The sequence below is a fragment of the Oscillibacter sp. GMB15532 genome (assembly GCF_041020825.1).
Classification (GTDB): Bacteria; Bacillota; Clostridia; order Oscillospirales; family Oscillospiraceae; genus Oscillibacter.
The window spans coordinates 52,037-68,070 of the sequence record NZ_JBEVTO010000002.1 but is presented as its reverse complement, the minus strand read 5'-3'; the positions used below and the strand labels follow the sequence as shown (position 1 = coordinate 68,070).

The 16,034-nt window shown below is 58.7% G+C and carries 18 protein-coding genes; all 18 read right to left on the bottom strand.

Annotated features, from left to right (window positions below; genetic code table 11):
• Positions 1–17: 17 nt before the first annotated feature.
• Entirely contained in the window at positions 18–416 is a 399-nt protein-coding gene (gene ytfJ, locus ABVS15_RS02860) for a GerW family sporulation protein (protein WP_369282260.1), read from the bottom strand.
• A gap of 13 nt (positions 417–429) precedes the next feature.
• A complete protein-coding gene (locus tag ABVS15_RS02855) occupies positions 430–1,104 on the bottom strand; it encodes a hypothetical protein (RefSeq protein WP_369282259.1) in 675 nt (224 codons plus the stop codon).
• A 39-nt stretch (positions 1,105–1,143) separates the two neighbouring features.
• Positions 1,144–1,758, bottom strand: a complete 615-nt coding sequence (gene scpB / locus ABVS15_RS02850) for an SMC-Scp complex subunit ScpB (RefSeq protein ID WP_369282531.1) — start codon at positions 1,756–1,758, stop codon at positions 1,144–1,146.
• A 19-nt stretch (positions 1,759–1,777) separates the two neighbouring features.
• Positions 1,778–2,563: a ScpA family protein gene (locus ABVS15_RS02845; RefSeq protein ID WP_369282258.1), complete on the bottom strand. Its 786-nt coding sequence runs from the start codon at positions 2,561–2,563 to the stop codon at positions 1,778–1,780.
• A gap of 12 nt (positions 2,564–2,575) precedes the next feature.
• Entirely contained in the window at positions 2,576–3,232 is a 657-nt protein-coding gene (locus ABVS15_RS02840) for a site-2 protease family protein (protein ID WP_369282257.1), read from the bottom strand.
• A gap of 146 nt (positions 3,233–3,378) precedes the next feature.
• The gene (locus ABVS15_RS02835) at positions 3,379–4,668 is read right to left on the bottom strand and encodes a serine dehydratase subunit alpha family protein (protein WP_369282256.1); all 1,290 of its coding nucleotides are present in this window, start codon (positions 4,666–4,668) and stop codon (positions 3,379–3,381) included.
• 274 nt (positions 4,669–4,942) lie between these two features.
• Entirely contained in the window at positions 4,943–6,625 is a 1,683-nt protein-coding gene (recN, locus tag ABVS15_RS02830) for a DNA repair protein RecN (protein WP_369282255.1), read from the bottom strand.
• 40 nt (positions 6,626–6,665) lie between these two features.
• On the bottom strand, positions 6,666–7,121 hold the full coding sequence (locus ABVS15_RS02825; RefSeq protein ID WP_312940940.1) for an arginine repressor: 456 nt from the start codon (positions 7,119–7,121) through the stop codon (positions 6,666–6,668).
• Positions 7,111–8,001, bottom strand: a complete 891-nt coding sequence (locus tag ABVS15_RS02820; RefSeq protein ID WP_369282254.1) for an NAD(+)/NADH kinase — start codon at positions 7,999–8,001, stop codon at positions 7,111–7,113. The genes ABVS15_RS02825 and ABVS15_RS02820 overlap by 11 nt, the downstream gene beginning before the upstream one ends.
• A complete protein-coding gene (locus ABVS15_RS02815; protein WP_369282253.1) occupies positions 7,998–8,822 on the bottom strand; it encodes a TlyA family RNA methyltransferase in 825 nt (274 codons plus the stop codon). Before ABVS15_RS02815 ends, ABVS15_RS02820 begins: the two co-directional genes overlap by 4 nt.
• 33 nt (positions 8,823–8,855) lie before the next feature.
• Positions 8,856–10,706 carry a 1-deoxy-D-xylulose-5-phosphate synthase gene (dxs, locus tag ABVS15_RS02810; RefSeq protein WP_369282252.1) on the bottom strand — a complete coding sequence of 617 codons (1,851 nt, stop codon included), beginning with the start codon at positions 10,704–10,706 and terminating at the stop codon, positions 8,856–8,858.
• Between the two features lie 40 nt (positions 10,707–10,746).
• The gene (locus ABVS15_RS02805; protein WP_369282251.1) at positions 10,747–11,310 is read right to left on the bottom strand and encodes a hypothetical protein; all 564 of its coding nucleotides are present in this window, start codon (positions 11,308–11,310) and stop codon (positions 10,747–10,749) included.
• Positions 11,311–12,104: 794 nt separating this feature from the next.
• Positions 12,105–12,983: a polyprenyl synthetase family protein gene (locus ABVS15_RS02800; RefSeq protein WP_369282250.1), complete on the bottom strand. Its 879-nt coding sequence runs from the start codon at positions 12,981–12,983 to the stop codon at positions 12,105–12,107.
• Positions 12,976–13,233 carry an exodeoxyribonuclease VII small subunit gene (xseB, locus tag ABVS15_RS02795; protein ID WP_369282249.1) on the bottom strand — a complete coding sequence of 86 codons (258 nt, stop codon included), beginning with the start codon at positions 13,231–13,233 and terminating at the stop codon, positions 12,976–12,978. The genes ABVS15_RS02800 and xseB overlap by 8 nt, the downstream gene beginning before the upstream one ends.
• The gene (xseA, locus tag ABVS15_RS02790) at positions 13,233–14,489 is read right to left on the bottom strand and encodes an exodeoxyribonuclease VII large subunit (protein ID WP_369282248.1); all 1,257 of its coding nucleotides are present in this window, start codon (positions 14,487–14,489) and stop codon (positions 13,233–13,235) included. Before xseA ends, xseB begins: the two co-directional genes overlap by 1 nt.
• 21 nt (positions 14,490–14,510) lie before the next feature.
• Positions 14,511–14,963 (bottom strand): transcription antitermination factor NusB, encoded by a 453-nt coding sequence (gene nusB, locus ABVS15_RS02785; protein WP_369282247.1) that lies wholly within the window; start codon positions 14,961–14,963, stop codon positions 14,511–14,513.
• 24 nt (positions 14,964–14,987) lie between these two features.
• Entirely contained in the window at positions 14,988–15,362 is a 375-nt protein-coding gene (locus ABVS15_RS02780) for an Asp23/Gls24 family envelope stress response protein (protein WP_312614226.1), read from the bottom strand.
• A 92-nt stretch (positions 15,363–15,454) separates the two neighbouring features.
• Positions 15,455–16,024, bottom strand: a complete 570-nt coding sequence (locus ABVS15_RS02775) for a SpoIIIAH-like family protein (protein WP_369282246.1) — start codon at positions 16,022–16,024, stop codon at positions 15,455–15,457.
• Positions 16,025–16,034: the final 10 nt, after the last annotated feature.

Genomic DNA, 16,034 nt, shown 5'->3' with positions numbered 1-16,034 from the left:
ACCTTAGTATACCCCCGTCAGAACTCCTCTTTTTCCTTCTTTTTGTCGAAATATTTTTCCACTTTGTCCAGAATATCCGGGGCCATCTCCACCAGACGGTCCACGGTGGACACCGGCGGCAGCGAAACCGGCAGAACGCGCGTGATTCCGTCTTTAATCACCAAAAATGCCACAGGAGAAATTTTCACGCCCGCGCCGCTGCCGCCGCCAAAATTTTGGGGCTGTGTCGCGCCATAGTCTCCGCCGCCGCTGCCAAAGCCGAAACTGACCTTGGAGATAGGAATCAGTGTCACACCGTCGGGCGTGGTAATTGGCTGGCCCACAATGGTATTGGTGTCTACCATCTCTTTAATTTTTTCTATGGTGGAGCCCATCAGGTCGTTCAGAGGGTGCTTCTTCTCAACTGTATTATCCATAGCGATTTCCTTTCTATGCGGCGGATTTCGGCGTTTCTGTCTCCGCCGTTTTTTCCTGCCGCGGTTTGTCGTTTTTATGAGCCCGATAAAATTTTATAAGCCAGCGTGCGCCGGGAATCAGCGCACCAAAGCCCATGGACAGCAGTGTTCCCACGCGAATGGATACGCCTACATTCCCACGGATGTAAAGATGCTCCAGGTCGTAATCTACGCTAACATGCAAAGACGGCTTGGGAATATCGATCAGCTCTTCCAGCAGTGGCATCACCGTCCACATGGCGGCACAGACGCGTCCATAATTTTCTGCCGCCGCTGCGGGATCGTCCTGCCCGGGAAGTGTTGCCGACAGTGACAGCGGGTGGATGCGGATACCCCGGCCAATCCGTCGCAAAATTTTTCTCATTGGTCCCTGAAAGATATGATATGCGGATTTTAAATCCTCCACCGTGGGTATGGGAATTTTCTTCACGGCTTTTGTCAGGTCCTTCGGTCTTTTTTTCTTCTTTTCTTTTTTAGGCTTCGCGACTACTTTTACGCCACCCTTGGCGGGCGCAACTCGAAAGCGCAGGAACCCAACGGCCACGTCCGCCGAAACAATCTCCGCAATGTCCACCCGGATGCCAAGCCGCACCCTGCACAGCAAGAGAAATAAAACCGCCAAACCAATTAAAATTTTCAGCCAGAGCAAGGTCTTTCCCCCTTCCGCAGCGTTCCCGAACGGCAATGCTTATTCGCCACGTTCCGTCCCGTCGTCCTCCATCGGCTCTTGAAGCGCACTCTCCGGGTCTACAATTTCCCCGTTGTCCCCCAGGCGCATCTGCCCAGCGACGCCGAAATCCGGCAGCTCCGGCAAATCCTCCAGCGAGCGGAGATGAAACGAGCGGAGAAAATTTTTCGTGGTCCGATACAGCCGGGGCCGCCCCGGCACCTGAAGCCGCCCGCAATCCTCAATCAGATTCCGGTCCAGCAGCAGCCCCACGGTGTAGGCACTGTCCACACCACGAATTTGATCTACATAGGCCCGGGTCACAGGCTGATAATAGGCAATCACGGTCAGCACCTCCAGCGCAGGCTGGCTGAGCTTGGCAGGCTTTCGGATTTCAAAGGCCCTGCGGATGACCTCCGCATAGTCTGGCGCGGAGCATAGTTGCCACGTGTCCTCCACGTGGAGCAGACGCACGCCCCGACGGTCATAGGCATAATGATCCATCAGGTTTTGCAGCACCCGTTCCGCCGTGGGGCGGTCCGCCTCCAGCGCAATGCAGATGCGGTCGATATGCACCGGGTCGCCGGAGGCAAACAAAATGCCCTCCACAGCAGACTCGATTTCCTTCATGTCCAAATTTTCCATGCCGTTTTCCTTACAGTGTCAGATTTTCGGGCAGCTCCTGCTCCTGCTTCACGGTGCAGTCCGTCTCGGACCCGGCCAGCCGGATAATGCTGGCGCGACACAGCTCCAGCACCGCCAAAAACGTGGCTACCACCTCACTGCGGGTTCTGTTTCCCCGGAACAGCAGCAAAAACCGGGTAATTCCCTCGCTTTTGAGCCGTTTTATAATGTCCCGGGCCTTACTCTCCACGGGATATGGCTCGTGGCGCACGATGTCGGCAAAGGCCGCTCTGGGGGGGGGCAGCGTCCGCTCCGACCGCTCCCGAATGTCCGCCATGGCCAGAATCAAATCCACCGGGTCCTGATCGTATTCAAAAATTTTTCCCCGCTCCACCGGCTCCGGCTGGCGGAGAACAATGCTGCGGCCAAACTCCCCCATAGGCTCCAGTCGCGTCGCCGCCGCCTTTACCACGCCGTAATTCTCACTGCGGCGGCGCTCCTCCAATGACTTGATCAGGGCGTCCATTTCACCCCGGGCCTCCTCGTCCTCAATGGACAGAAGCATCCGCGTCTTGAGATAGATGAGATGGGAGGCCATGGAGATAAATTCGCTGGCCACCTCCAAATCCATCTGTTTGCGGGCCTCCAGCCAGCGAAGGTACTGGTCGCAAATCAGGGAGATGGCGATGTCCTGAATTTCCAGCTTATTTTTGCCAAGCAAAAACAATATTAAGTCCAGCGGCCCTTCAAAATCCTGCATTTCCTCCTGCGCCTTGGCCCGGACCACTTTTTCCAGCTTGAATACAGGACTGTCCAACAATCGTTCACCTCAATAAATCAGGTTCACCATAGCGGTGTACACGCCGTAGATTCCGCTGCCAATCAGGCCTCCGCCCACATTCGCAAAGGAAAGCAGCAATAAAAGCAGCATTCCATACCGCTCATAGCGCATCAGCGTAAAATAAGTCCGGTCGGGCAGCACCACGCCCAAAACCTTCGACCCGTCCAGCGGCGGAATGGGGATCAGGTTAAACAGCCCAAGCCCGATGGAAAGAATGGCGGTGGTGTGCAGAAAATTGAAAATTCCGTCCCACAGCGGCGTATACTCCGCGTACAGGTAAATCCCACGGCTGGCAAAAAGCAGCACCAGTGCCAGCACAAAATTGGAAAGCGGCCCCGCCAGCGCCGTCAGCGCCATGCCCCGCTTCGGGTCCTTGAAATAACGCGGATCCACCGGCACGGGCTTCGCCCAGCCAAACCCCACGGTAAACATCATGGCAAGTCCCAGCCAGTCGATGTGCCGCAGAGGGTTTAAGGACAGCCGGTGCAGCTCCTTGGCGGTGCGGTCCCCCAGCGTCAGGGCAGCCAAGCCGTGGCACATCTCGTGCACTGTCAGGCACAAAAGGACGGACGCCACCCGCAGCACCGCGTCTAGCGCGGAGGAAAGGTCAAGCTGCCCAAGCAGCGCCTGAATGTAATGCAGCAACGTAATCTCCTTGCGTCATACGCATTTTAAAGTTAATGCACATATTATAGCAGTTTTTCCCTTTCATGACAAGGAGAATCCTTGGAAAAGCGCGCAAAAGAACGGGCGGGAGAAGCATAGCCTCTCCCGCCCGTCGGTATTCGACATCATCTTCCCTTTTGCAGCAGCATGTCCAGCACAAGGTCGTCCATTTTGGGCGAACCGTCGTTGCCAAGCTTCACAAAGTTGGCGATGGTCACCTCCGGGTCCTTCTCCACAATGCCGTCGGTGTGCTTCACGGTTTCGTCCCGCAGAGCCATTGCCGCGCAGTGGAAAGAGGTGAACACGCAGGTGGAGATTTTCAATGCGCAGTCAGCCTTGGCCCCGTCGCACAGCATCCCCGTCACATCCCCCAGCATATTGTTGACGGCATAGCCGATCTGCTGTAAACCGCCGCCTAGTAAGTACACCAGCCCGCAGGCCGCGCCCGTGGCGGCGATGGTAGCTCCGCACAGTCCCGAAAGCAGTCCGAAGTCCGCATGGATATGGATGGACATGAGATGGCTCAGCGTCACGGCCCGAAACATCTGCTCGTCGTCAATCTTCAGGGACTTTGCCGCCGAGACGATGGGCATGGTGGCGGTAATCCCCTGATTCCCGGAGCCGGAGTTTGTGACCACGGGCGCGTTGGCCCCCGCCATGCGGGCGTCCGCCGCGCTGGAGGTGACAGCCACTGCCTCCAGCATCACATCACTGCCCATCAGGCCGGACTCCTGACTTTTGCGGATGTGCCGCCCTACGTTCAGTCCGAAGTTGCCCTCCGCCCCCACCTTTGCAATTTCACTGTTGATGTTGATAGCCTGCTCAATCATGTGCAGGTCGTCTTTTTCCCGGTCAAGCGTTTCCACGAATTCATAAATCGTCTGAATACTCAAGGTATCCTTAATGACCTGCGGCGTGATGGGATCGGCAGCAGCTTCCTGTGCGGCCGTCTCCAGCGCTTTGTGGTCCGCCTCCACCAATGTCACATTGGTGTGGGCCCCCCGGATAATCGCGCGGGACTGATGTGCGTCGTTGGTCAGCTCCACCTCCACATAGAGTTTATCCGGCTCCTTTGTCCGGCCCATCTCCACATGGCCGCTCTGCACCAGCTCCAAGGCTCTGGCCACATCCTCCGGCGAAGCGCCGTCCACCACCTGTAATCGGCGCTCCACCCGTCCGCACACGGCGCCCAGCGCCGCCGCGTAGTTCATGCCGGTGCACTCCGTTCCCGGTATGCCGGCGGCCATTGCGTTCTTGATGATGTTGACGCTGGCAAGCACCTTTACGTGGGTCGGTTCCCCCACAAGGTGCTCCCGGGCGACAGCAGCGGTCAAGGCAATTGCCGCCGGCTCCGTACACCCGGTGGCCAGCATCATCTCGTGGCTCAGAATCTGACAGATCAAGGTACGATTCATGACAGTCCTCCTTTTTCCAATTTGTTTTCGTGGAAAAGACGCATTTAATTCTTTTCGTATTTTAGCACTGCCCGCATCAGAAAGCAAGAATAGATAGATGCCCCTTCCCCTGATTCCGGGAGGGCCAGAGAAGCCGAACATCCCAGTAAATTGCGGTAAACGGAAGCAGTCAAAAAAGCAGCGGACCTTCCCCCCGTTGGAGTAAAGCCCGCTGCCTTTTATTTGTCATTTCATGCATTTTCCGCTTTAAAATCCTTTTTAACAATGCGAAAATTCATAGCTTTCCTCGATATGCCTCCGCCCCGTCCAGCAGTTCTCCCGCGCTTTGCAGCAGCGCGTCCGTCACCTTGCTGCCGCCGGTGATGCGGGCCAGCTCTTCCATGCGCCGCCGACGGTCCAATTGAAGCACCTCGGTAAAGGTTCTTCCGCCCCGCTCTCCCTTTTCCACGGAAAAATGTACGTCCGCCATAGCCGCAAGCTGGGGAAGGTGCGTCACACACAGCACCTGCTTGTGCCGGGAGACTTGGGCCAGCTTCTCCGCCACCTTCTGTGCCGCTCGGCCGGAAACGCCGGTATCCACCTCGTCGAACACCAGCGTACCAATCTGTTCCTGCTCTGCCAGCACGTTTTTCAGCGCCAGCATAATGCGGGCCAGCTCGCCGCCGGAGGCAATCCGGGCAATCGGCTTCAAGTCCTCTCCCGCGTTGGCAGACATCAGAAAGCGGATGGCGTCGCAGCCGTCCGGACCCGGCTCACCAGGCGTAAATTCAATAGAAAACCGAACCCGACCCATGTCCAGATCCGCCAGTTCTTTCAAAATCCGCTTCTCCAGCTCTTCGGCAGCGGATTTCCGCGCCTTCGTCAGTGCTGCACCCACCACAACGGTCTTCTTTTCGGCGGCGGAAAGCTGCCCCGCAAGACGAGCCAGCGTGTCGTCCGCCGTTTCAATTTCGTCCAATTCCCGGCGGCTCCGATCCAGAAAGGTCAGCATGTCCTCCACCGTGGAACCATATTTTTTCTTCAAACGGTAGAGCTGGTCTGCCCGGTTCTCCACCGCGTCCAGCTCCTCCGGTGAAAAGTCAAACTCCCCCAGCATATCCCGCACGGAATCCGCAAGGTCATAAGCTTCACAGCGAAGCTGTTCCAATCGGTTCCAAATTTCTTCCAGCCGTCCGTTGCGCCCCTTGACATGCGCAAGGCTGTTTGCCGCCTCCTGAATCAGGGACACCGCCCCGCCAGTTTCATCGTCCCCGTTCAGGCAGCCGTCCGCCCCCTGTACCGCCGAGAGATATTTCTCCCCGTTGCGCAGAAGGTCCCGCCGCTCCAGCAGCTCCTCCTCCTCACCGGGGCGCAGCTCCGCTCGCTCCAGCTCTTGAATCTGAAACGTCAGGCTGTCTACCTTACGGGCCTTTTCCGCCTCGTCCATCCGCAGGGCATCCATCTTACGGCGCAGCTCCGCCATGGAGCCGTAGGCCGCGCGGTATTCCCCCAGCGCACCATCCAGACGTCCGAAGGTATCCAGATATGCGCCGTGCCGCTCCTCGTCCAGAAGCTGCTGCCCATCGTGCTGCCCGTGGATGTTCAAAAGCTCCGCGCCAAGCGCCCGCAACTGAGCTACCGTCACTGGTCGGCCGTTGACCCGGCAGAGGTTTTTGCCGTCCGCATCCAGCTCTCGCTGGAGGATCAGAAGGCCCTCCTCATCCAGCGACCCGCCGCACTGGGCAAGGCCGGGAAGGTCTGCCTCCACCCCGGAAAATTCCGCACTGACCACGGCCCTCTTGCTGCCGGTACGAATCAGGTCCCGGGAAGTCCTTCCCCCCAGAACCGCACCCAAAGCGTCAATGACAATGGATTTGCCCGCGCCGGTTTCGCCGGTGAGGGCGTTGAAGCCCGGGCGGAACTGAATGTCCGCCTGCTCGATGACTGCGATATTTTCGATGTGCAGCAGCTCCAGCATGGCTTCCTCCCCCTTTTCTATTCTGTAATGATACTTTCCTTTACATGTTAATCATTTCCTGAATTTCTTTGCAAAATGTTTCTGCCGAAGCAGTGTCCCGCATCACCAAAAACGCCGTGTCGTCCCCCGCCAGGCTCCCCAGCATATAGCCTAAATCCATGTCGTCCAGCGCAGCGCAAGCGGCACTGGCCAGCCCCGGCATGGTTTTCACCACCACGATATTTTGGGCGTTTTCAATGCCTGTGATGCTCTCCCGGAAGATGGTGCGCAGCTTCTCCGCAAAATTCAAGCGGGTGCGGTTTCCAGACACAGAATATTTATACACTCCACGCCCTACCGGCTCCTTAATGAGGTGCATCTGCTTGATGTCCCGGGAAATGGTGGCCTGTGTGCTGGACACGCCACGGGCCTGGAGCCGCTCCAAAAGCTGCTCCTGCGTCTCGATATCCTCCTGCCCGATAATCTCCAAAATCAGCATTTGCCGTTCATTTTTCATCTTCCTGTCCTCCCGGCAGCATTTTTCTAGCAAAGATTTCACAAAAACTTTTTTCGGTCAGCCGCACCAGCTTCAGCTCGTATTTAGACCGGCGCACCTGCACCTCGTCCTCCGCATGGAGGGAAAAGCCCCTGCTCTCGTCCACAAACAGATATACCGGCTTGCGCCCGTTCCGCTCCGTGCGAATGGACAGCGTGTGTCCGGGTGAGAGAACATACGAAGAAAACCGCATGTTATGCGTGCAGATGGGACAAACCACCATGGCCTCCGCCTCTGGCTCCACTACGGGGCCTCCCGCAGAGAGGGAATAGGCCGTGGACCCGGTGGGCGTAGCAATGATCACGCCGTCTCCGGCAATATCCGCCAGATGATGCCCGTCGGACTCAATCCGCAGATGAATCACATGGGAGATAGGACCCTCCCTGATCACCGCATCGTTCAGCCCCAGGTTCGTGTAGACGGACCGCCCGTTCCGCAGGACATTTACGTCCAGCATCATCCGGCCTTCCGTTTCAAAATCCCAGACTGCCAGCCGCCGCAGCATTTCCAGCTCGCCCAGCTCCAGCTCCGCGATGAAGCCCAGGCTCCCTGTGTTGATGCCCAATACCGGCACCTTATTCAGCGCCGCCAGTTTGGCAAGATGCAGAATTGTGCCGTCTCCGCCCAGCGTAATCAGCAGGTCCGCCGAGCGCAGTTCGTGGGTCAGCGGGCGCACCTCCAAATCCGCGAAGGAGGTTCCCTCCCTCTGGTCCCGGAAAGGGGAGCACACCACCGTCCGGAAGCCACACTCGTGCAAAATAGCAAGGGCTGCCTTCGTGGCGCTCATATCCCGGTCTCGGCTGGGATTGGGACAAAGAATGATTTTTTTGCCTTCTTTCATCTTTCCGCCCCTCCCTTTTCCGGCAGGTTCGCGTGGGATTCCTCCACCAGCGCCCGCAAATCAAAGCCCGGCGCCTCTTCCGACGCGCCACAGCGCAAGAACCCCAGATACTCAATGTTGCCCTCAGGCCCCCGAATGGGAGAGTATGTCAATCCAGCCACTGTAAAGCCAGATTCCTTTGCATGGTCCAAAAAATGTTCCAGCACCTCCCGGTGTACCTCCGGGTCCCGGACCACGCCTTTTTTTCCCACCTTTTCCCGGCCTGCCTCAAATTGCGGCTTCACCAAGCATACCACGCCGCCCTCCTGCTTTAAAAGCCCCCGCAGGGCGGGCAGGATCAGCTTCAGGGAGATAAAGCTCACGTCCACGCTGGCAAAGTCCAGCTCATCCGGCACCTGTTCATGGGTGAGATACCGGGCATTTGTCCGCTCCAAACATATCACCCGCGGGTCGGACCGCAGCTTCCACGCCAACTGTCCATAGCCCACATCCACAGCGTAAACCTTCTTTGCCCCGTTTTGAAGCATACAGTCGGTAAACCCCCCGGTGGAGGCCCCGATATCACCGCAAATATTCTCTTTCAGATCAATCGGAAACACGGACATCGCCTTTTCAAGCTTCAGCCCGCCCCGGCTCACATAGGCCAGTCCGCCGCCCCGTACTTCAATTTCCTCGTCTACGGAATAGGCGGTTCCGGGCTTGTCCGCCCGCTGGCCTTTTACAAATACCAGACCGCTCATGATAACAGCCTGCGCCTTTTGCCGACTTTCCAGCAAGCCCCGCTCCACCAGCAGCAGGTCCAGCCGCTTTTTTTCACTCATGCTATGTCCTCCCCGCGAAACGACGCGGTATCCTCAACGGATTCCTTCTAAAACAGCCTTAACAATGCCCTCTGCGTCCAACCCAAGGCTGTGCCGCAATTCTTCAACGGACCCTGCCGGAACAAAACTGCGGCCAAGATTCTTGAAAAGCATCTGCTTGGGCGCGCTGCCCCGGGCGGCAAGAATGCCGCCGACTCTTTGTCCCACGCAGCCGGAGCCGCAGCAGTCCTCCACTGCGAGAATGCATTCGCAGCCGGAGAGCGCGGGCGCCAAATCCTCGTAATCCAGCGGCGCGATGCGGTTCAGCTTCACCACTCCGGCGTGAACCCCCTGCTTTTCCAATAAATCAGCCGCGTCCAGCGCCTGGTTCACCAGTACGCCGTAGGTCAGAATGCTTACATCCTGACCCTCCCGCAGCCGCACAGCGGCATCTTCTCCGCCATCCTCCCGGTAGCGGCCCTCACCGCCTCTGGGGTAGCGGACAGCCACCGGCCCCTCGCACTCCAAAACCGCGCTGCGCAGCATTTGCCGCAGCTCTGCGAAGCTGGCGGGGCAGTACACCGTCATCCCCGGAACGGTGGGCAAAAACAGCGCGTCAAACGCGCCATGGTGTGTCTCTCCATCGTTTCCCACAAGACCCGCACGGTCCACCCCCAGCACCACATGAAGTCTTTCCAGCGCCACATCGTGGAGCAGCATATCATAGCTCCGCTGCAAAAAGGTGGAATACACCGCAAATACGGGAATCATCCCCTGCGAGGCAAGGCCCCCGGCCATGGCCGCGCCGTGCCCCTCGGCAATGGCAACATCGAAAAATCTTTTTGGAAATTCATTTTGAAAGTGGTCCAGCCCTGTTCCGTCCGCCATGGCGGCGGTGATGGCGCACACCCGTGGGTCCCGGGCGGCAAGGGAGACAAGGGTCTTTCCAAAAACGGAGGAAAAGCTCTCCGTCTCCGGCTTTTTTAAAAGTCCGGTCGCTGCGTCAAACGGCCCAATGCCGTGGAACTTGCCGGGGTCCCGCTGGGCAGGAGCATAACCCCGTCCCTTCTCCGTGTGTACGTGGACTACCACCGGGCATCGCAGCTCTCTGGCCCACTGGAGCATGTCGCACAGCCGGTCGATATCATGTCCGTCAATTGGCCCTAAGTAATTGAAGCCCATGTCCTCAAACAGGGTGCTGCCGGGCCACAGGGCTTTTTTCAGGGAAGTTTTCATCCGGTGATTAAAGCGGTAAAGCCCGCTTTTCGTGGGTTCCGCGCCGAACAGGCTCCGATACCACTTTTTGAAGTGGTAATAGGCGGGCTTGCTGCGGATTTTTCCCAGATGCCTGCTCACCGCCCCCACGTTGGGGTTGATGGACATGCCGTTGTCGTTCAAAATCACAATTAACGGCTCTTTGGAGGCACCTGCGTTGTTCAGGCCTTCATAGGCAAGTCCACCGGACAGCGCCCCATCCCCGATGAGGGCCAGAACGCTGTGATCCTTCCCCGCCAATGTTCTGGCCCGGGCCATACCCAGCGCCACGGAGACAGAGTTGGAAGCGTGGCCCGCCACAAACGCGTCGTGCTCGCTCTCATAGGGCTTTGGAAAACCCGACAGGCCACCGAACTGCCGCAAAGAGCCGAACAGTTCCTTGCGCCCCGTCAGCGCCTTGTGTACATAGCACTGGTGCCCCACGTCGAAGACCAGCCGGTCGCTGGCGGTGTCGAACACCCGATGGATTGCCACCGTCAGCTCCACCACGCCAAGATTGGAGGCCATGTGTCCGCCGGTTTGGGAAACCTGCTCTATCAAAAATCGCCGCAGCTCGTCGCACAGCGTATCCAGTTCCCCGCGGCTCAGTGCCTTCACGTCCGCAGGAGAATTGATTGTTTCAAGAATCATAGGTGTCTCTCTTTTCAAAAATTACCGAGCACCCCGCTCTTTATTTGGAAAAGCCATGGAAAACGTGCAAAAGCTTTCCCGCGAGGAAAACCACGCGGGTGCTCTGATTGATGGCCAGTGATTTTCCAAGGGCCTTCCCGCCGATGGTCAGGCCGGAGATAACCGCCGTGACCCCTGCGCCCATCAGTACGCTGTGTACATCCAGCAGCAGCTGGAGCCGGGCCACGATGACGGCGGCGGTGGTGCCGGACACAATGCCGCAGATGTCGCCCACCACGTCGTTGCAAAAGCTGCTGACCCGTCCGGCATTGCGAAGGAGCATAATCGCCTCCGACGCACCGGGCTCTTTATGGGCAGCCATGGAGTGAAAGGGGCGCTCGTCCGCGGCTGTAACGGCCACGCCGATAATATCAAATATAATGCCAAGTCCGATAAATCCCGCCAGAACCAGAAGCGCCGCCGCGATCCCCGCCCCGGTGAGCGCGCTTTCAGAAGCAAGGCTCAGCGCGGCGGACAGCGCCACGGCGATGAAAAAGATCCGCAGTGCCCAGCGGTACTGCGGCAGCTCCGCGTCGTTTTTTCGTTTTCGTTTTATTTTGCTCAACCTGTTGCCTCCCTGGGCACAGCAAAATTTCGCCGGAACCGGCGGTTCAAGTATTCAGAATACTAAGTCGGCGGCGGTGAAAAAAGTAAATCTTACGGCTTAGGTACGGGTTGGATTTCCCCGCAGCGCACCTCTCGTTGCCGATAGAGGCGGTTCCCCTTTCGGCGCTGCGTCGCGGCGTTGCCGTCCGCGCGACCCGATTGCCACTTAGTCCGCACTGTAATCCTTTTTTCGCCCTTGCGACAGCCTAGATGATTTCCACCTCAGTCTGTGCGTCTCTTTAGCCTCTTTTGCAGACGGGGTTTCAAAAGGCAATAGCAGCTTCCGCTCTGGCCAGAGCGGATTCCGCCTGAATCCTCTATCCACCGCGCCCACGCAAGGCAGGCTACATCTGCACACAGCGTTACGGACGAAACCGCCCGATGCACCGCATTGCAGGTTCATAATCTGTTTCGTACGCGGGCCGGGTACCCACATGGGATTACGTCCGCGCACAAGAACAGGTCTCCACAGAAACAGGGTCGGGTTGACCATGCCATTGCTCATCGCCCTGAGTCCGCAAGCGTGAAATCACGCTTCCCCCCAGCATCCACCCAAAACTGGGCGTTTCAAGCAGACACCACGGGTTTCATCGATATGCCCTTCAGAGGATTTTTAGCCCCTCCTTGAAAGACGCAGTACTGACTAGGATACTGCGCCGCCGCTTAGTGCGTTTATTATAGCACGTTCCTAATAAATATACAACGATTTTTGTATATCCAAAATGTGAATTTTCAGAGCGCCGGTGCGCGTTTTCAGCCGGTCCGCTCTGCCAGAGAGTCCGCCAGAACGTCCAGAAATTCATGCTCCGGAAGCCGCGCCAGCGCGGCCTTTGCCGAGGCTGTGCACATCCGTACGGCATTTTCGCAGCCAGTAAGTCCCAGCACATCCACATAGGTGGTTTTCCCATCCGCCTTGTCAGAGCCAAGGGTTTTTCCAAGGCTTTCTTCGTTCCCCACTACGTCCAGCATATCGTCCCGAATCTGAAACGCCACGCCCAGCTCCCGCGCATAGCTTCCAAGGGCCGCCCGCAGGTCCTCCCCCGCGCCGGCAGCGGCACAGCCCATCAGCGCAGCGCCCCGGAGCATGGCCCCGGTTTTCAGGCTGTGGACCTCCAGAAGCTCCTCCCGGGTACGGGGGCTGTGCAGCGTGTCCAGCACCTGACCCGCCACCATGCCGTCCGCTCCGGCGGCCTGTGCCAGAATCAGGGCGCAATCAGCCCGACGGGCCGCGTCAAGGCCGGGCGCTGTTAAAATCAGGCGGAATGCCTCCGGTTGGAGAGCGTCTCCCGCCAGCACCGCCAGCGTCTCGCCATAGACCTTGTGGTTGGTGGGCTTTCCACGACGCAGGTCGTCGTCGTCCATGCAGGGCAGGTCGTCGTGGATGAGGGAATAGGTGTGCACCAGCTCCACCGCGCAGGCGGAAGGCAGCGCCAGTCGCCAGTCCAGCCCGCACAGGCGGGCCGCTTCCAGCGCCAGCACGGGCCGCAGCCGCTTTCCCCCGGCAAGAAGACTGTACCGCATGGCGTCGTACAAATCGGCCCAGTGGGGCTTGTCCGAAAACAAGCTCTCCAGATAGTCCTCCACCGCCTGACGGTATTCTCCGTACCGTGCGTCAAACGCCGCCTTATCCATCCGCTTCTTCCTCCGTGTCAAAGGGCAGCTCCACCGGTGCGCCGTCCGCGCCCTTCATCAGCCGCACCACCTTTTGCTCCGCCTCATCCAGGAGCTTTCCGCAGGAGTGAATCAGCCCCGTCCCCTCGTCAAACAGCGCCAGAGAGTCCGCCAGCTCTGCATCTCCCTTTTCCATCCGAGCCACAATCTCCTCCAGACGGGCAATCTGCTGCTCAAAGGTCTGGGAGTCTTCTTTTTTCTTTCCAGCCATCACGGTCTTCCTTTCTCAACGGTACATTCAAGGGATCCCTCCCCCAGCGCCACCTCGATACGGCTGCCCGGGGGTGCGTCCCGATAGCTTTTGAGGATGCCCTGTTCGTTTCGGGCCACGGCGTAGCCCCGGCCCAAAACCTTTAAGGGACTCATGGCATCCAGCGACGCAGCCAGCGAGGAAAATTTCTGCCGCTTCGCGCCCACGCTCTTCTCCGAAAGGTCCCCCAGCCGCTGCTGCAAATGGGTCAGCAGCATTCGCCGGTCCTGCACAAAGGCAAGCTGATCCTTCATCACCCGCTTTTCGGCAAGTGTCTGAAGACGGCGGCGGCACAATTCCAGCTTCATCTCCTCTGCCTGCGCCATGCGCTCCCCCGCGCCCCGGAGCCACCGCAGCAGCTCCATCTGGTCGGGCACGGCAATTTCCGCCGCGTTGGAGGGGGTGGACGCCCGTACGTCCGCCACAAAATCGGAAATAGTCACATCCGGCTCGTGGCCCACGGCGGAGATCACCGGGAGCTCCGACTCGTAGATGGCCCGGGCCACCCGCTCGTCGTTAAAGGCCCACAGGTCCTCCATAGACCCGCCGCCCCGGCCCGTGATAATCAAGTCTCCCACCTTCCAGCGATTTGCATACCGGATGGCCCCCGCGATTTCCGCCGGGGCCTCCACCCCCTGCACCCGCACCGGCAGCAGCGCCACCTCGGCGGCGGGGAATCTGCGCCGCAGAATGCGTAGCATATCGTGAATCGCCGCCCCAGCGGAGGAGGTGACGATGGCAATTCTTCGGGGATAGCGGGGCAGGGGCTTTTTGTGCGCCTCATCAAACAGGCGCTCCTCCAGCAGCTTCGCCTTGAGCTGCTCAAAGGCCACCGCCAGATCACCCACCCCGTCGGGCGACAGTCCGCCGCAGTATAGCTGATAGGCCCCGTCTCTTGAGAAGACGGAAATCCGCCCCTGCGCGATGGCCTTCATGCCGTTTTCGGGGCGGAACCGCAGCCTTTGGGCCTGGGACCGGAACATGACGCACCGCAGCGCGCTGTCCTTATCCTTCAGCGTAAAATAGTGGTGTCCCGAGGGATAGACCTTGTAGTTGGACAGCTCCCCCCGCACCAGAATATCCTGCAAAATCGGCTCTCCGTCCAGCAGAGCCTTCACATATTCGTTTACCTGAGAAACCTGATAGACAGGCTGATCCACAAACGCACCTTCTTCCTTGCGGTTCTTTTGTATTTGGACAAAAAACAAGGCGGGCATGACTGCCCGCCCCGTTTTTAATCAATCCTGCGGACATTCCTGGCGGGCAAAGCTGCCGAGAATCCCGTTGATAAACTTCACCGTCTCCGGCGTCTCGTATTTTTTTGCGATTTCCACGGCCTCGTTGATGGCCGCGCTGTTGGGAACGTCCGGCATGTAGAGAACCTCGTACATGCAAACCCGCATAATGGCGGAGGCCACCAGAGGAATCCGGGCAAAGCTCCAGCCCACCGCGTATTTGGAAATATAGCCGTCCAGCTCGGCCGCGTGCTCCCGCACGCCCAGCACCAGACGGCGGATATAATCCGCCTGCCTTTCGTTAGGCGCGTCGGCGTAAAGCGGGTCCTCCCCCGCAAGGGTTTCAAAACTCTCCGCCGTCAGCCGCCGGTCCAGCAGCTCCTCCGCCGTCGCATCCGTAAAGCTCAGCTCATAGGCCAGATGGATGGCGATTTCCCGTGCAACGTTCCGTACCATAAACCGTTTCGTCCTCTATCTTTCTCAGTCCAGCGTCACGCCGTCCACATGAATGTTCACCGTGCCCACCGGGCAGCCGGTCATGGCCTCCACCGAGGAGACAACGGCCTTTTGCGCGTTCTCCGCCACCTCGGGAATAGGGTGTCCGTATGAAACCGTCAGGTACACGTCCAGCGCCAAAGACGCGCCGGTCATGTCGATTTTTACGCCCCGCGTGCCCTTTCTGGCGTTTTTCTTGTTCATCAGGTCGGTCACGCTGCCGCCCATGCCGCCGATCATCCCGGACACGCCCTCCACATCCCGGACGGCGCCCACAGCGATGGCGGCGATCACTTCCTCCGCGATATTGATGCTGCCGTTTTCCTCTGGCAGGATCATGTATTCCCGGCCTTCACCCATGGCATTCACGCTCCTTTTCGTCGCCCGGTCAATGGCCGGGTCCCTTCTTTCGTGCATATTAGTTTACCATGCTTCTTTAAAAATTACAACAGCTAATTTGCCGCCATGATCTTGATATTTCCGGCGGGATAGCCCGTCTCCGTCATGGCAATGTCGGTAATTTTTGCCACGTCGGTGTCTGCAAGCTCTCCACTGGCTGTGGACACCACCACGCTGAGACTGTCCTCGCTCATAAATGCCACGCAGTCGGCATAGCCCTTGGCCGTCACCAGATTTTCAATCTGCGCCTCTGCCATGGTAAACTGCGCCATGGCCTGAATTCCCTGCGTCGCCTGGTCAAGCGCGCCCTGAGACGCGCCGTCCTCCTCCGCAGCCTGTTGCAGCAGCGAAACGGCGGAATCCCGTGCCTGCTGGCGGGTCAGGCGTGCGGAGGCAAAATAATCCGACCCCGTGTAAACGCCCGTCTCGTCCACCGGCGCGGCGGAGCCGTCTCCGCCGGAGACAAGGGCGGCTTCACCCAGCAGCTTGCCGCCCGACTGTCCAGAGCTTCCGGCCTCCGCCGGAGCGGCGTTCTGCGTCGCCTGCCAGTTCAGGGCCGCCGCCGCACAGATCAGCACCAGCATGGTCACCACCACGGTATAGCGTTTCCAGTTTCCTCTCATGTTCCGCTTC

What these genes read in the sequence shown, in the direction of transcription:
- nusB (WP_369282247.1), bottom strand. Translation starts at nt 14,963, where the DNA reads ATGGTACGGAACGTTGCACGGGAAATCGCCATCCATCTGGCCTATGAG.
- ytfJ (WP_369282260.1), bottom strand. Translation starts at nt 416, where the DNA reads ATGGATAATACAGTTGAGAAGAAGCACCCTCTGAACGACCTGATGGGC.
- ABVS15_RS02835 (WP_369282256.1), bottom strand. Translation starts at nt 4,668, where the DNA reads ATGAATCGTACCTTGATCTGTCAGATTCTGAGCCACGAGATGATGCTG.
- ABVS15_RS02800 (WP_369282250.1), bottom strand. Translation starts at nt 12,983, where the DNA reads ATGGATAAGGCGGCGTTTGACGCACGGTACGGAGAATACCGTCAGGCG.
- recN (WP_369282255.1), bottom strand. Translation starts at nt 6,625, where the DNA reads ATGCTGGAGCTGCTGCACATCGAAAATATCGCAGTCATCGAGCAGGCG.
- ABVS15_RS02815 (WP_369282253.1), bottom strand. Translation starts at nt 8,822, where the DNA reads ATGAGTGAAAAAAAGCGGCTGGACCTGCTGCTGGTGGAGCGGGGCTTG.
- ABVS15_RS02775 (WP_369282246.1), bottom strand. Translation starts at nt 16,024, where the DNA reads ATGAGAGGAAACTGGAAACGCTATACCGTGGTGGTGACCATGCTGGTG.
- xseB (WP_369282249.1), bottom strand. Translation starts at nt 13,233, where the DNA reads ATGGCTGGAAAGAAAAAAGAAGACTCCCAGACCTTTGAGCAGCAGATT.
- dxs (WP_369282252.1), bottom strand. Translation starts at nt 10,706, where the DNA reads ATGATTCTTGAAACAATCAATTCTCCTGCGGACGTGAAGGCACTGAGC.
- ABVS15_RS02780 (WP_312614226.1), bottom strand. Translation starts at nt 15,362, where the DNA reads ATGGGTGAAGGCCGGGAATACATGATCCTGCCAGAGGAAAACGGCAGC.
- ABVS15_RS02820 (WP_369282254.1), bottom strand. Translation starts at nt 8,001, where the DNA reads ATGAAAGAAGGCAAAAAAATCATTCTTTGTCCCAATCCCAGCCGAGAC.
- xseA (WP_369282248.1), bottom strand. Translation starts at nt 14,489, where the DNA reads ATGCCCGCCTTGTTTTTTGTCCAAATACAAAAGAACCGCAAGGAAGAA.
- ABVS15_RS02825 (WP_312940940.1), bottom strand. Translation starts at nt 7,121, where the DNA reads ATGAAAAATGAACGGCAAATGCTGATTTTGGAGATTATCGGGCAGGAG.